This is a genomic window from Streptomyces sp. NPDC050145, assembly GCF_044460245.1.
GTDB lineage: Bacteria > Actinomycetota > Actinomycetes > Streptomycetales > Streptomycetaceae > Streptomyces.
Map to the genome: position 1 here is coordinate 35,837 of NZ_JBITJS010000030.1, position 14,007 is coordinate 49,843.

The 14,007-nt window shown below is 73.5% G+C and carries 13 protein-coding genes; 7 read left to right on the plus strand and 6 right to left on the minus strand.

Features of this window, described 5'->3' with window-relative positions:
- Positions 1-44: 44 nt before the first annotated feature.
- The 4 genes from ACIBTU_RS37820 to ACIBTU_RS37835 all read left to right on the plus strand — a co-directional run bounded on the left by ACIBTU_RS37820 (position 45) and on the right by ACIBTU_RS37835 (position 4,491).
- Positions 45-998, plus strand: coding sequence for a hypothetical protein (locus ACIBTU_RS37820; RefSeq protein ID WP_399131291.1), 954 nt, complete (start codon positions 45-47; stop codon positions 996-998).
- A gap of 5 nt (positions 999-1,003) precedes the next feature.
- Positions 1,004-2,287, plus strand: coding sequence for a sensor histidine kinase (locus ACIBTU_RS37825; protein WP_399131292.1), 1,284 nt, complete (start codon positions 1,004-1,006; stop codon positions 2,285-2,287).
- Positions 2,284-2,943 carry a response regulator gene (locus ACIBTU_RS37830; RefSeq protein WP_399131294.1) on the plus strand — a complete coding sequence of 220 codons (660 nt, stop codon included), beginning with the start codon at positions 2,284-2,286 and terminating at the stop codon, positions 2,941-2,943. The genes ACIBTU_RS37825 and ACIBTU_RS37830 overlap by 4 nt, the downstream gene beginning before the upstream one ends.
- 90 nt (positions 2,944-3,033) lie before the next feature.
- The gene (locus tag ACIBTU_RS37835) at positions 3,034-4,491 is read left to right on the plus strand and encodes a peptidoglycan D,D-transpeptidase FtsI family protein (RefSeq protein ID WP_399131296.1); all 1,458 of its coding nucleotides are present in this window, start codon (positions 3,034-3,036) and stop codon (positions 4,489-4,491) included.
- 15 nt (positions 4,492-4,506) lie between these two features.
- Here ACIBTU_RS37835 and ACIBTU_RS37840 read toward each other — a convergent pair whose 3' ends face one another.
- Together ACIBTU_RS37840 and ACIBTU_RS37845 are read right to left on the minus strand one after the other, a co-directional pair.
- Entirely contained in the window at positions 4,507-5,067 is a 561-nt protein-coding gene (locus ACIBTU_RS37840; RefSeq protein WP_399131297.1) for a hypothetical protein, read from the minus strand.
- 44 nt (positions 5,068-5,111) lie between these two features.
- Complete coding sequence (locus ACIBTU_RS37845) at positions 5,112-5,915, minus strand: HAD family acid phosphatase (protein ID WP_399131298.1); 804 nt, start codon at positions 5,913-5,915, stop codon at positions 5,112-5,114.
- 209 nt (positions 5,916-6,124) lie between these two features.
- On the opposite strand from ACIBTU_RS37845, the gene ACIBTU_RS37850 reads away from it, so the two are divergent.
- Both ACIBTU_RS37850 and ACIBTU_RS37855 read left to right on the plus strand, forming a co-directional pair.
- Positions 6,125-6,385 carry a hypothetical protein gene (locus ACIBTU_RS37850; protein ID WP_399131299.1) on the plus strand — a complete coding sequence of 87 codons (261 nt, stop codon included), beginning with the start codon at positions 6,125-6,127 and terminating at the stop codon, positions 6,383-6,385.
- 69 nt (positions 6,386-6,454) lie between these two features.
- Positions 6,455-7,687: an MFS transporter gene (locus ACIBTU_RS37855; protein WP_399131300.1), complete on the plus strand. Its 1,233-nt coding sequence runs from the start codon at positions 6,455-6,457 to the stop codon at positions 7,685-7,687.
- Between the two features lie 25 nt (positions 7,688-7,712).
- Here ACIBTU_RS37855 and ACIBTU_RS37860 read toward each other — a convergent pair whose 3' ends face one another.
- Together ACIBTU_RS37860 and ACIBTU_RS37865 are read right to left on the minus strand one after the other, a co-directional pair.
- Positions 7,713-8,882, minus strand: a complete 1,170-nt coding sequence (locus ACIBTU_RS37860) for a hypothetical protein (protein WP_399131301.1) — start codon at positions 8,880-8,882, stop codon at positions 7,713-7,715.
- Positions 8,879-9,826 carry a 5-dehydro-4-deoxyglucarate dehydratase gene (locus tag ACIBTU_RS37865; protein ID WP_399131302.1) on the minus strand — a complete coding sequence of 316 codons (948 nt, stop codon included), beginning with the start codon at positions 9,824-9,826 and terminating at the stop codon, positions 8,879-8,881. The genes ACIBTU_RS37860 and ACIBTU_RS37865 overlap by 4 nt, the downstream gene beginning before the upstream one ends.
- Before the next feature lie 237 nt (positions 9,827-10,063).
- On the opposite strand from ACIBTU_RS37865, the gene ACIBTU_RS37870 reads away from it, so the two are divergent.
- Positions 10,064-10,906, plus strand: coding sequence for an NAD-dependent epimerase/dehydratase family protein (locus ACIBTU_RS37870; protein WP_399131303.1), 843 nt, complete (start codon positions 10,064-10,066; stop codon positions 10,904-10,906).
- An 86-nt stretch (positions 10,907-10,992) separates the two neighbouring features.
- Here the strand turns inward: ACIBTU_RS37870 and ACIBTU_RS37875 are convergent, their stop codons facing one another.
- Both ACIBTU_RS37875 and ACIBTU_RS37880 read right to left on the minus strand, forming a co-directional pair.
- Positions 10,993-12,243: a TerD family protein gene (locus ACIBTU_RS37875; protein ID WP_399131331.1), complete on the minus strand. Its 1,251-nt coding sequence runs from the start codon at positions 12,241-12,243 to the stop codon at positions 10,993-10,995.
- 123 nt (positions 12,244-12,366) lie between these two features.
- On the minus strand, positions 12,367-13,953 hold the full coding sequence (locus tag ACIBTU_RS37880; protein ID WP_399131304.1) for a TROVE domain-containing protein: 1,587 nt from the start codon (positions 13,951-13,953) through the stop codon (positions 12,367-12,369).
- Positions 13,954-14,007: the final 54 nt, after the last annotated feature.

Consider the following 14,007-nt stretch of genomic DNA (forward strand, 5'->3'; position numbering starts at 1 on the left):
GTCCGCACGACGTGCCTCGGCCCGGGCCCGGCCAGCCTGGACGCATGACCCCAAGACTGCGCACCACCTTGCGGAACGTCACCGTTCTCGCCTGTCTCCCCTACCTGTCGCTGAAGATCGCCTGGATCGCCGGCAGCCGCATCGGCATCCCCGACGGCAGCACGCTCCTGGAGCACCGCACGACGATGGCGGTCGCCAACGGCATCACGGTGCTGCTCGACGGCGCCGTCGTCCTGCTCGCCCTCCTCCTGACCCGCCCCTGGGGGCGCCGGGTCCCGGCCTGGGCGCTCGCCGTGCCGATGTGGGTGGCGACCGGACTCCTCACCCCGATCATGACCGGCTACCCGGTCCAGCTGATCGTGAAGGCGTTCGAGGGCTCGGGCGCCACCGCCGGGCCGGGCGAACCCTTCCTGGACGACTGGGTGTTCGCCGTCGTGTATCCCGGGTTCATCGCCCAGGGCCTGTGTCTGGGCGCTCTCTTCGTCGGCTACGCGCGGGAGCGCTGGGGCGGGGTCTGGCAGGGCCGCGTGCGGGAGCTGCCGGTCGGCCCGCAGGACGCGGCGCAGCGCCTGGTCGCGGTGGGCGCGGCCCTGCTCGCGGTGCTGCCGGTGCTGACGCATCTGCTGTGGGCGTGCGGCATGGACGCCGGGCTCAACGCGGCGCGGGCCGCCGAACGCGACAGCACCTACTACGTGATGGAGACGCTCAACGCGCTGTATCTCGTCGCCGCGGTCACGGGCGCCGTGCTGCTCGCCTTCCGTCGCGGGCGGGTGCTCACGCTGAAGGTGCCGCTGGGCCTGCTGTGGGTGGGTTCGGGGGCCGCGGCCTGCTGGGGCGGCTGGCTGGCGCTGGCCTCGCTGAGCGGGGTCGACGACCTCGCCCGGCAGCCCACGCCGCTGATGAACCTCACCTACGCTGGCCAGATGATCGTCGGCCTGCTCGTCGTGACCATCGGCGCCCATCACGCGGCCGCCCGCCGCACCCCCGTGCCCGCGTGAGGAGCGTGCGCACCCGGACCGCGGCACGGCTGCTGTTCGGCCGTCGGGCGCGCCGCCGCTGGCTTCATCTGATCATCGGCGGCGCCCTCTCCATGCCGTACCTGCTGCTGGCCTCGGTCGTGGTGGGTCCGCTGACCGGAGCGACCGATGTGTTCTCGGACGTGGGTCTGCAACTGGCCTCGTTCGCCTGCGGGTTGCCGCTCGCCGCGCTGACCGCGGCCCTGTCGCCGCTGACCCGGCCGATGTCGGTCGCGGTGGTGCGGGCGCTGTGCGGGGTGGACCCTGCGGAGCTCGCGGACGGGCCGCCGCGCACGCGGGAGGCGCGCGCCCGCACCGCCGCCTGGTTCACCCTGCATCTGGGGGCCGGCGGGATCCTGAGCGGGATGACGCTGGCGCTGCCTCCGTTCGCCTTGGCGCTGATCGCGCTGCCCTTCGTGCCCGCGCTGCGGGACTCGGACAAGCTCGTGCCCCACGTCGCGGATCATCCGTGGGTGTTGGCGCTGATGCCGGTCGTCGGGCTGGTCCTGCTCGTGGCGCTCGCGGTGTGCGCGGCGGTGGCCTCGGGGCTGCTCGCGCGGTGGGCGCCCGCGCTGCTCGGACCGAGCCCCGCCGACCGGCTCGCGCAGGCGGAGGAGCGCGCCGCCGACCTCGCGGTGCGCAACCGGCTGGCCCGCGAGCTGCACGACTCGGTGGGGCACGCGCTGAGCGCGGTCACCCTCCAGGCGAGCGCCGCGCGCCGGGTCCTGGACAGCGACCCCGACTTCGTACGGGAGGCTCTCGCGGCGATCGAGGACACCACGCGGCGCACGGTCGGGGAGCTGGACGCGGTGCTCGGGGTGCTGCGCGAGGCCGGGGACGCGTCGGCGACGGCGCCCGCACCGACGCTGGCCGACGATCTCGACGGGCTGCTGCGCCGGACCCGGGCGGGCGGTACGGAGGTGACGGCGCGGGTGGACGTCGACCCGGCCGGGTTGCCGCCGCTGGTCTCCCGCGAGGCGTACCGGATCGTGCAGGAGGCGCTGAGCAACGCCCTGCGGCACGCGGGCACCGCCGTGACGCTGCGGCTGGTCCGCGACGGGGACGCGCTGCGGATCACCGCCGAGAACCCGGTGCCGGACCGGCCCGTGGCGCCGCGGCCCGGCGGCGGGCACGGGCTGCGCGGCATCGCGGACCGGGCCCGGCTGCTCGGCGGCACCGCGAGCGCGGGCCCCGCCCCCGACACCCCCGGGACCTGGCTCCTGGACGTACACCTGCCGCTGCCTTCCCGGAAGGAACCGAAGATCCCGTGACCCCCGCACCGCTGCGCGTCGTCCTCGCCGACGACGAACGCATGGTCCGCACCGCGCTGCGCGCCATCCTGTCCGCCGAGCCCGACATCGAGGTGGTCGGCGAGGCCGCGACCGGCGCCGAGGCGGTGTCCGTGGTGCGCGAGCTGCGCCCGGACGTCGTGCTCATGGACGTACGGATGCCGGAGGTCGACGGCATCCGCGCCACCGAGCGGATCCTGAGCGCCATGGACGAGCCGCCGCGCATCGTGGTCGTCACCACCTTCGAGAACGACGCCTACGTGTACGAGGCCCTGCGGGCCGGCGCCGCCGGGTTCCTGCTGAAGCGGGCGGACGCGGACGCGCTGGTCGGCGCGGTGCGTCTGGTGGCGCGCAGCGACACCCTGCTGTTCCCGGCGGCGGTGCGGGCACTGGCCGCCGAGCACGCCGCCGCGCGGACGCGGGTCGCGCCGTGGGTCGCGCGGCTGACCGGACGGGAGAGCGACGTGCTGCGGCTGATGACGACGGGCCTGACGAACGCGGAGATCGCGGAGCGGATGGGGGTGGGCCCGGCGACGGTGAAGACGCATGTCGCCGCGGTGCTCGCGAAGACGGGGGCGCGGGACCGGACGCAGGCGGTGATCGCGGCGTACGAGGGCGGGTTTGTGCAGGGTTCATGACACAGGTGGCCTTGATCACGTCATGAGAGCTTTCTGAGAATCGGCCGCAGAAGGAACGATCCGCTCCGCCGCGCTCGTCCCTTCTGTGGGATGAACAAGACGATCAGGCGTGCCTCGGTCTTCTGTCTGCTCCTCGTGCTCGCTCTGCTGGTCAAGGCGACGTGGGTGCAGTTCTACGACGGCCGCGCGCTCGCAGACGACAAGGACAACCGGCGGAAGGCGATCGCGCAGTACGCGTATCCGCTGGGCGACATCATCGTGGGCGGAAAGGCGGTGACGGGCTCCGATAAGACGGACGCGGGCGACCTCGCGTACCAGCGGACGTACGAGAACGGGGCGCTGTACTCGGCGGTGACGGGCTACACCTCGCAGGTGTACGGCGCGACGCAGCTGGAGTCGATCTACCAGGACGTGCTCGACGGCTCGGACCCCGAGCTGAAGAACCCGGTCGACCTGCTGACCGGGGAGCACACGGCCCCGGGCGACGTGGTCACGACGATCGACCCGGCGGTGCAGAAGGCGGCGTACGAGGCGCTCGGCGACAAGAAGGGCGCCGCCGTCGCGATCGACCCGGAGAGCGGGAAGATCCTCGGCATGGTGTCGACGCCGTCGTTCGACCCGTCGAAGATCAGCGGCTCGGGGTCCTCGGACGCGGCGGCGTGGAAGGCGCTGTCCGACGACAAGGACGTACCGACGCTGAACCGGGCGCTGAAGCAGGCACTGCCGCCCGGCTCCACGTTCAAGCTGGTGGTGGCCGCGGCCGCGCTGGAGGACGGCCTCTACGGTTCGGTCGACGAGAAGACCGACTCGCCGGACCCGTATCTGCTGCCCGGCACGCGCACGTATCTGCGCAACGAGAGCAGGACGGCGCCCTGTGAGAACGCCAGCATCCGCACGGCGCTGCAGTACTCCTGCAACACGGTGTTCGGGAAGATGGCCGTCGACCTCGGGCAGGACAAGGTGCGGGCGATGGCCGAGAAGTTCGGCTTCGGCGACACCGAGCAGGACGTGCCGGTGCGGGCCGCCGAGAGTGTGTACCCGTCCGGGATGGACAAGGCGCAGACCGCGCTGTCCGGCATCGGGCAGTTCGACGTGACGGCGACGCCGCTGCAGATGGCGATGGTCTCCGCGACTCTGGCCAACGGCGGCGAGCAGGCCTCCCCGCACATGGTGTCCGAGGTGACGGACGCCGACGGCGACGCGCTGAAGAGCTACCCGGACGGCGACACCGAGCGGATCGTGAGCACCCGGACCGCCGAGCAGCTCCAGTCGGCGATGGAGACGGTGGTCGAGCGGGGCACGGGCACGAACGCACAGGTCGCGGGCGCGACGGTGGGCGGCAAAACGGGTACGGCGCAGCACGGTGAGAACAACAGCCAGACGCCGTACGCCTGGTTCACGTCCTACGCGAAGGACGACTCGTCCGGGAAGCAGATCGCGGTGGCGGTCGTCGTCGAGCAGTCCGACGCGGCGCGCTCGGAGGTCAGTGGCAACGGGCTGGCGGCGCCGGTGGCGCAGGCCATGATGGAGGCCGGTCTGAAGGACTGAGGCGCCGGTCGCGGGTCAGGCGCGCCGGCGCCGGAACGGTAGCCGTCGTCGGCGGGGCGGGGACGGTGCGGAATGTGCGCCGTCCCCGCCCCGCGTCGGCTCCGGCACCTGCTTCTCGCGCTTGAACCAGGAGTAGACGGTCCAGGTCCCGCACGGCTCCCAGCCCTCCGCGGCGGGCCGCGCCTCCGCGCCGGTGACCGCGCGGTGGTACTCCCAGCTCCGGGGCCGCTCCGGGTCGCGGCGGCACACGAAGCGGCCGAGGGAGTCGACGCGCTCGAGCTCCCAGCCCTCCGCGCCGAAGCGGTCGAGGAGCGCCGCGTCCGCGTAGGTGTCGGCGGACCAGCGCCAGATCTCGGCGTGTTCGTCGGCGGCGGGCTCGGGGGTCAGCCGCTCGGCGAGGGCGCCGGCCGGGCCGAACCGCCCGGCCGGGTCCGCGGGGGCGGCCCCGGCCAGCTCGGCGAGGACCCGCTCGGCGTGTCCGTCGGGCAGCCCCCGCTCGCGCAGCCGCTCCCGCGTCTCGTCCCAGTAGTCCTCGTAATCCCCGTAGTCCCCGTACGCCGCCTGTTCCTCGGTCACCGGGTCAGCGTAGCCAGGGCCGCCGGGCGGGTCCGGGAGCGGACTCAGCCCACGTAGTAGGTGGGGTTCGGGAACTTGTACGTGCGGTCGGCGTGGCCGCCCTCGAGGTCGGACTCCTGGTCGCCGAAGTTGCCGACGATGTCGTAGCCGAGGGACTCGATGTGCGCGCGGGTGCCGGACTTGTACTGGACCGTGGTGCACTTCCAGGCGGCCGGGGTGGCGCAGTCGCTCAGGTAGGCGGGCGGGTTCGCCTTGTTCTTCAGGAAGACGTGGTCGGCGTCGAGGTTGACGTCGATGCCGACCTTCTTCAGGTTCTCCACGGCGGCGGAGCGCTGCTCCTCGCTCAGGCCGGAGTTGTAGAACACCTCGACGCCCTGGGACTCGGCGTACGCGACGAGTTCGGGGGTGCCGAACACGGCGGGACGGTCCGCCTTGGCCACGTAGGCCTTCCAACTGGCGTCGTTGTAGACGTAGTTCGTCTTCTTCTCGTAGTCGAGGCTGAGCAGCAGGGTGTCGTCGATGTCGAAGACGACGGCGGGGCGCTCGTCCTTGCCGTGGTGCTGGTGGGCGGCGCGGGCGATCCGCTTCTTCGCGGCGGCCTGGATGTGGGCGAGGTCCTGCGCGTACTGGCTGTCGGGCGAGGACTGCCAGACGCCGTCGGCGTCCTGGGTGGCGCCGTAGTAGGAGTCGATCTCCTTGAACAGCAGGCCGATGTTGTGCGGTTCGGCACTCGTGCTCGCCGAGGGGCGGTCGGCGCTCGCGGTGCCGGTGCCGTAGGCGACACCGGCGGCGAGGGCGCAGGCGGCGGCGACGCCGATGACGCGGGTGGAGGGGCGGAAGGTCGGCACGGGCAACTCCGGTGCTGGAAACGGGTGGGATGTGTGCAGGTGGCTGCATGTCTACGCGCATCACATGCGCTCTCGCGAGTCCTGTTACCCGATCGATATCAGCCACGGGTGAAGCCATTGCCCACGCCTGAACCGGACTTGACCCCGTGTTGAACCCCGACCTCTAGGGTCGACAAGCCGGAACGAACCTAGACAGAGGATCCCGGACCGTGACTTCCGCACCCCTGGTCGCCGCCGTGACGCGCGCCGCGTCGCCCGAGCTGCTCGGGCTGTTCCTCGTGGGCGCGCTCGTGGCGATCGGCTGCGGGCTCAACTGGGCGTTCGGCCTGCGTGGCACCATCGGCCGGCGCACCGGCGCCCCGCCCGTAGCCGTGCCGTCCCCGGGCCATCTGCGCCTGCTGGGCACCCTGCTCACCGCCGCCGGGGTCGTTCTGCTGGGCGTGACGTACGTGCTGTGGCGGCTGGGCTGATCCGGGCCGGGTGATCCTGGGCATCTTCCCGATGCCGGGGTGGGGGCCTCAGATCCAGACTCGGCGCCCATGACCTCGTACGAGACGCCGCTCCCGGCGCCCCCTGAACGTCCCCTCGTCCGCGTCCTGGGCGACCGCGCCGCCGCCCGCTGTCTGCTCGCCGTGCTCGTCTCCGGGTTCGGGACGAGCGCCCTGTGGCTGGTGGCCGGGGTGTGGACCAAGGAGCTGACCGGCTCGGACGGTCTCGCGGCGCTCTGCGCGTTCGCCCTGTGGGCGCCGACGCTCGCCGGCCCGCTGCTCGGCGCGATCGCCGACCGGGTACGGCGCCGACGCCTGCTCGTCACTGTGAATCTGGCATCGGCCTGCCTCGTCCTCGCCCTGTTCGCGGTCGACGGGCCCGGCCGCCTGTGGCTCCTCTTCGCGGTCCTCTTCCTCTACGGGGCCTGTGGCGTCGTCGCCGACGCGGCGGAGTCGGCGTGGGTCGCGGGCGCCGTCCCCGGGGACGTGCTCGGGGAGCTCAACGGGCTGCGGATGTCGGTGAACGAGGGCGTGAAGATCGTGGCCCCGCTCGCGGGCGCCGCCTTGTTCGCGGCGTACGGCGGCTCGCGCGTGGCGCTGCTCGACGCGGTGACCTTCGTCGTCGCGGCGGGCCTGTTCGCGAGCGTGCCGGGGCGGGATCCGCGGCCGGTGCGACGGGCGGGGGCCCGCGCGGCGGACGGGCTGCGCGAACTGTGGCGGCACGGGGAGCTGCGCCCGCTGCTGCTGTCCGGGTCCGGCGTGATGGCCCTGTCGGGGATCACGGGCGCGTCGGTGTTCGCGGTGGTCGACGGTCTCGGCCGGGCCCCCGCGTTCACGGGGGTGCTGTACGCGGTGCAGGGCGTGGGCTCGGTGGCCGCGGGGGCCCTCTCGGGCGGACTGCTGCGGCGGCTCGGCGCGCGCCGCTTCGCCGCGTACGGGATCGCGTTGTTCGCGCTGGGCGCGGCGGTGCGGGCGGTGCCGTACGACGCGGCGGTCCTGGCGGGCAGCGCGGCGATCGGGGCCGGGCTGCCCTGCCCGCTGGTGGCGGCGCTGACGGCGGTGCAGCGCGCCCTGCCGGACGAGGTGCTCGGCCGGGCCTCGGCAGCGGCCCACACCCTTCTGTTCACCCCGGGCGCCCTGACCCTGGCGGTGGGCGCGGGGCTCGTGGTCGTGGCGCCGGTGGGGGTGCTGTTGCCGGTGATGGGCGGGGTGGGGCTGCTGCTGGCCGCTGCCTGTCACGGCGGCGGCCGTCGGTCCGGCTCGGCCGTCACGGCACCTGAGTGAACGGTCACTGAACCTGTGTGCGCGATCACGGCACCTGGGTGAGGCCCCGTGTCACCGCCGCCAGGTCCGCATCGGACGCCAACCCGGCGTGGTAGAGCCGCAGTTCGGTCGCACCGGCGGCGCGGGCCGCGCGGGCGTCGGCCGCGAGGGTCGCCGGGCTGCCGCCCATGCCGGTGACGATCGTGAGGTTCGCGGCGATCACACCGCGCCCCTGCTCGGCGAACGGCGGCAGCAGGCCCGCTCCCCCGGTGCAGGGCACGACGACGCCGTCGGCGACGGAGAGGATGTGGGCGGGGTCGACACCGGCGTTGGCCCCGCAGTGGTACGGGACCGGGTCGGCGTGCAGCAGGACCTGGAAGGCGGTGTCGGCCGGGGCGGCGGCGCGGACCGCCGCGACGGCCTCCTCCTGGAGCGACTGCGCGGTGGTGTCACGGTGGACGCGGGTCGCGCCGGCCCGGTCCGCGCCGAGCAGCTTCTCGACGCTCGCCCAGCCGTCGTCGCAGGCCTCGCCGCGCCATACGGGCTCCAGCGCGACCCGTACGGCGCGGGCGAGTTCGTCGGGGTCGAGGCCCTGACGCCCGTACCCGTCGCGGCACGACAGGCAGAAGCAGAGCGACATCAGGTACTGCCCGGCGTCCCCGAGCGTGACGCCGGCGATCTTGTCGTGGGCGTGCAGGTGCGCGAGCCCGTACCAGCCGAGGGACTCGAGTTCGGTGCCGCGGGCGCCGGGCCGGGTGGCGGCCTCGGCGGCGAGGTCGACGAGGTAGGCGCGGGTGGCGGGCTGGGCGATGCAGGGGGCCCAGGGGTAGCGGTCGCCGTAGGCGTTGACGACGGAGGTGTCCGGATGTTCGGCGCCCAGGCGGGAGTTGTGGGCGAGGACGACCCAGGTGTGCACGTCGAGCCCGGCGTCGGCGAGCGCGGCGGCCGCCTCCCCGTAGGCGTCGCCGGGGGCCCAGTCGCCCGCCGGGTACGGGGCCGGGACCCGGCCGTGCCAGTGCCGCCGGTCGACGGGGTAGAGCGCGGCGGCGTGGGCGGCGGTGACGATCCGGTGGTGCGGGTGGCGCGGGGTGAGGGCGCGGGTGGAGTGGTAGGCGGCGGCGAGCGTCACCTGGCCGACGCCGAGGTCGGCGATGCGGCGGGCGGCGGCCGGGTCCCCGTTGACGTCCCAGGGGTAGAGGAAGACGGACGTCTTCACGCGCCGGCTCCTTCCAGGAGGCCGAGGCCGTGCTCGACGAGTGCGGAGAGCCGTTCGACGTGCTCCTTGCGCGGCTCGTGCAGCGGCGGCCGCACTTCGCCGACGTCGAGCCCGCGCAGCCGTACCCCGGCCTTGACCAGGGAGACCGCGTAGCCGCGCCCCTCGCCGCGCAGTTCGACGAGCGGCCGGTAGAAGCCGTCGAGGAGGCGGTGCACCGTCGCGTCGTCGCCCGTGTTCAGGGCCCGGTGGAAGGCCTGGGCGATCTCGGGGACGAAGCAGAAGACGGCGGAGGAGTAGAGGGTGATGCCGATACCGCGGTAGGCGAGCGCGGTGAGTTCGGCGGTGGGCAGCCCGTTGAAGTACAGGAACGCGGCGTCCGGGGCGCCGGTGCGCACGGCGCTCACGGTGCGCTGCATCAGGTCGAGGTCGCCGAGTCCGTCCTTGAGGCCGAGGATCTTGGGGTGCCGGGCGAGGTCGACGACGGTCCGCGGGGTGAACACGGCGTTGTCGCGCTGGTAGACGATGACGTCGAGGGAGGTCGCCTCGGCGAGCAGCGTGTAGTGCCGCAGCAGGCCCTCCTGGCCCGCCGCCACGAGATAGGGCGGCAGCGCCAACAGGCCGTCGGCGCCCGCCCGTTCGGCACGGCGCGCGAAGTCGACGGCGAGCGCGGTGCCGTATCCGGCGCCCGCGACGACGGGCACCTCGCCCGCGGCCGCCTCGACCGCGACCGCGACACAGGCCTCGAACTCCTCGGGCGCGAGCGCGTGGAACTCCCCGGTTCCGCAGCAGGCGAACACGGCGGCGGCCCCGGCCTCGACCCCGCGCCGCACATGGGTGCGGTAGGTGTCGAGGTCGACGCCGCCGTCGGGTCCGTACGCGGTGACGGGGAAGAACAACGGCCCCCGGGGGATGCCGAGTCGGGCGGCGAGCGGGGCTGACGTCACGGGCTCTCCCTGAACTGGTGCACGCGGACGCGGGCCGGCACGCGCCTCCCCCGCACCCGCACGTGCGAGTCTCTGATCCCTGTCCATATCCCTGAACGCGCTCACCGTAAGCCGCCGTACAGAGCGGGTCAAGGTACGGACTCACCCTGCCCCGCACCCTTGACGCACTCCGCCCCCCTCCCTAGCGTGTCCACAAATATGAACTCAGCTCACACTCATACACGGGAGCTCCCGCGCATGGCCCCTCCCCTCACCTCCCCCGCCTCCCCCGCGCCCCGCACGATCCTGCTCACCGGCGCCGCCGGCGGACTCGGCACCCTGATGCGCGGGCTGCTGCCGCACCACGGGTACGACCTGCGCCTGTTCGACGTGCGCCCCGTCCCGGACGCGCCGGACGCGATCGTCGCGGACCTGAACGACACCGCCGCCCTGCGCGAGGCGGTGCGCGGCGTGGACGGCGTCCTGCATCTCGCCGGCATCTCCCTGGAGTCCACGTTCGACAAGATCCTCGAGTCGAACATCCGGGGCACCCAGCGCCTCTACGAGGCCGTCCGCGAAGAGAACGTCCCCCGCGTCGTCTTCGCCTCCTCCAACCACACCATCGGCTACACCCCGCGCCCCCACGTCGAGGACGGCGCCCCGCTGATCCCCGTCGACACCCCGCGCCGCCCCGACACCTTCTACGGCCTGTCCAAGTCCTTCGGCGAGGATCTCGCGCAGTACTACTGGGACGAGCACGGCATCGAGACGGTGTCCGTCCGCATCGGCTCCTGCTTCCCCGAGCCGACCGACGTCCGCATGCTCTCCCTCTGGATGAGCCCCGCCGACGGCGCCCGCCTCTTCCACGCGGCCCTGACCGCCGAGCACGTCGGCCACACCGTCGTCCACGGCTCCTCCGCCAACACCCGCGCCTGGTGGGACCTGACCACCGCCCGCGCCCTCGGCTACGCCCCCCAGGACGACTCCGAGCCCTACGCGGAAAAACTCCTCGCCGCCCACGGCCCCCTGGACGACACCCTCCCGGCCCACCACCACATCGGCGGCCGCTTCGTCGACGACCCCCCGATCTGGCCGCACTGAGGAGGGCCGCCCCTCCCCGGACACGCGGAAGGCCGGACTCCGACGGAGCCCGGCCTTCCCGGTGACGACACGACGGTGACGGGTGACTACAGCGCCTGCGCCGCCGGCTTGACCATGCCGCGGACCGTGCGGGACTTCACGAAGTCGCCCATGGCGGTCATCTCCCACTCGCCGGTGAACTGCTTGATGAGCTTCGCCATCATCACGCCGGTCTGCGGCTCCGCGTTCGTCAGGTCGAAGCGGACCAGCTCCTCGCCGGTCGCCGCGTCGAGCAGTCGGCAGTAGGCCTTGGCGACCTCGGTGAACTTCTGGCCCGAGAACGAGTTCACCGTGAAGACCAGGCCCGTGACGTCCTGCGGGAGACGGCCGAGGTCGACGACGATCACCTCGTCGTCACCGCCGCCCTCACCCGTCAGGTTGTCCCCGGAGTGCTTGATCGCGCCGTTCACGATCGAGAGCTTGCCGAAGTAGCAGCTGTCGATGTGGTTGCGCTGCGGGCCGTACGCGATGACGGACGCGTCGAGGTCGATGTCCTTGCCGCGGAACGCGGGCTCCCAGCCGAGACCCATCTTGACCTGGCTCAGCAGCGGGCGGCCGCCCTTGACCAGGGACACCGTCTGGTTCTTCTGCAGGCTGACGCGGCCCTTGTCCAGGTTGATCTTTCCGGCGCCGGGGGCCGGGGCGGCGGGCGCCGCGGGGGCGGCCGCGGGCGGCGGGGGCGGGGCGATGCGCGGGTCCACCGGCGGGGTGGTCGGCGCGGGCATCGCGGCGGCGGGCGGGGCCGGCGGAGCGACAGGGGCGGCGGGGGCGGCCGCCGGGGGCTGCGTCGCGGCCGGGGCGGCCGGCTCCTCCACCGAGACGCCGAAGTCGGTGGCGATGCCCGCCAGCCCGTTCGCATACCCCTGGCCCACCGCGCGGGCCTTCCAGGCCCCGCCCCGCAGATAGACCTCCATGACGACCAGGGCCGTCTCCGCGCCCAGCTGCGGCGGCGTGAACGTGGCGATGACCGCGCCGTCGTCCGCGCTGCGGATCGTGGCCGTGGGCTCGATGCCCTGGAAGGTCTGGCCCGCGGCGTCCGGGCTCGCGGTGACGACGATCTTCTCGATGCCCGGCGGCACGGCGGCCGTGTCGACCGTGATCGCGTCGGGCGCCGTACCGCCACCCGACGTGTACGTCACGCCGGGGCCCGCGGGCTGGTTGTAGAAGATGAAGTCGTCGTCCGAGCGCACCTTGCCGTCTGCGGTGAGCAGCAGGCCCGATACGTCCAGACGCACGGGGGCCGTGACGTCCACCGTCACGCGCTGCGCCGTGAGCGGGATGTTCGAGCCGGGGGTCATAGCTGTCATGACTGGGGTAACGAGCGGCTCCGCTTTGCCGTTCCCTTACCGAAGGATTTTTCTTCGTCACCCCAGCCAGTCGGCCCAGCGCGTCGGCCCAGCGAGTCTGACCAGGCAGGCGGCCTAGGCCGCGGACCGGGCCCAGGGCCAGTCCGCGTCCCGGCCCGCCTCCAGCAGCGACACCATACGGAAGGCCGTGTCCGACAGGCCCCCGAACGTGTGCCGGTTCGGCCCCGACGGAGCGTGACCGGCCCGGTACCCGGCCAGGTTCCACGTGTACACCGGGACGTGCGCCGGCAGGGACTCGCCCGGGTCGCCGTAGTGGCTGAACGTGGCCTGCTCGTCGGTGACGATCAGCACCCGGTCGTGCCCGCGGTAGTGGCGGCGCACCGCCTCCGTCGTGTCCGTCCCGCCGAGGTTCCCGAACCGCTCCAGGATCTTCAGCACGGACTCGCCCGCGCGGTGCTTCACCGGCGCGCTGCCCGTGCCGAACTGGACCAGGTCCGCGTCGGCGGCCCGCAGCGCGAGCGCCGTGCCGAAGACCGCGGCCGCGTCCGCCCGGTTGAGCTGCGAGCGGTCGGACAGCGGGCTCCACATGGAGCCGGAGCGGTCCACCAGGATCAGCGTCCGGCCACGCAGCGACGGCACGTTGGCCAGCGAGTGGCCTAGCGCCCGCTCCAGCGGGTACGCCCAGCGCAGCGACGGCGCGTGCTGGTACGCGGCGAGGTAGCGGAACGGGAACTGGCGCGAGCGCGCCACCTCGGCCGGGTCCGCGATCCGGGCCGCGACCTGCGCCGCGACCTCGTCCGAGACACCGGCCTCGTCGAAGTTCCGCAGGTTGCGGACGAGCGCCATCGTGCCCATGGACGGGATCACCGCTTCCCAGGCCGCCCGGTCCATCGGACCCTGCAGCCAGCCGGCCAGCGCCTCCCAGGTCATGCCGGCCGCGGCGAGCCGCTCGGCGCCGCCCTGCGCGAGCAGCACGGCGCGCCGCTCGTCGACCGGCACCGCCATGAGCTCGCGGTGCGCGACCAGGACCGCGCTGGAGGCCGGCGCCTCGGCCGTCTCCGGGTGGTGCCGGCGGTCCAGCGCGTACTGGAAGAGCTCGCCCTGCCAGGGCCGCTCGGGGTCCGGCGCCGCGTGCACCAGGTTCAGGACGTCGCCGAAGCGGTAGCCCTTGGAGGCGGTGTCGTACTTCAGGAGCGCCTTGCCGTGGTACAGGCGGCGGACGGCGTCGGCGACGCCACGCTTGACCGGCTTGGGCAGCGCGCGGCCGTGAGTCTGCGTCCAGTAGCCGAGCAGTTCGCCGGGCTCGTCGGGGCGGCGCAGCACGGACGCGACGACCTGCCGGTTCGACGGGCCGTCCGTGGCTCCGGCGGCGAGCCGCGCGTGCACGTACTCGGCGGCGCCGACCAGGGACGCGGTGCGCATGTTGCCCTCGCCGCGCAGCCAGCCGAGCAGGCCCGCCGTCCACTCCGGGTCACTGACGGCGAGCCGGCGCACGAGGTGCGCGAAGCGGTCGTCGCGGGTCGCGCCGTCCTCGTAAGAGGTCTGCTGCGACACGAAGTTGGCGACCGCGAGCAGAAAAAGCTCGGAACGCTCGTCCCGCTCGGCGCCCCGGCCGCCCTCGTGGGTGCGCAGGACGCGGCCGGTGGTGCGCACAGGAGAACGGAGCGCTGCCTGTACGGACTTGCGGTTGAAACGTGCCATGAGAATTCCCCCGAATTCAGTGCATGAGAATGCGTGAACGAAGACGGGGAGGCG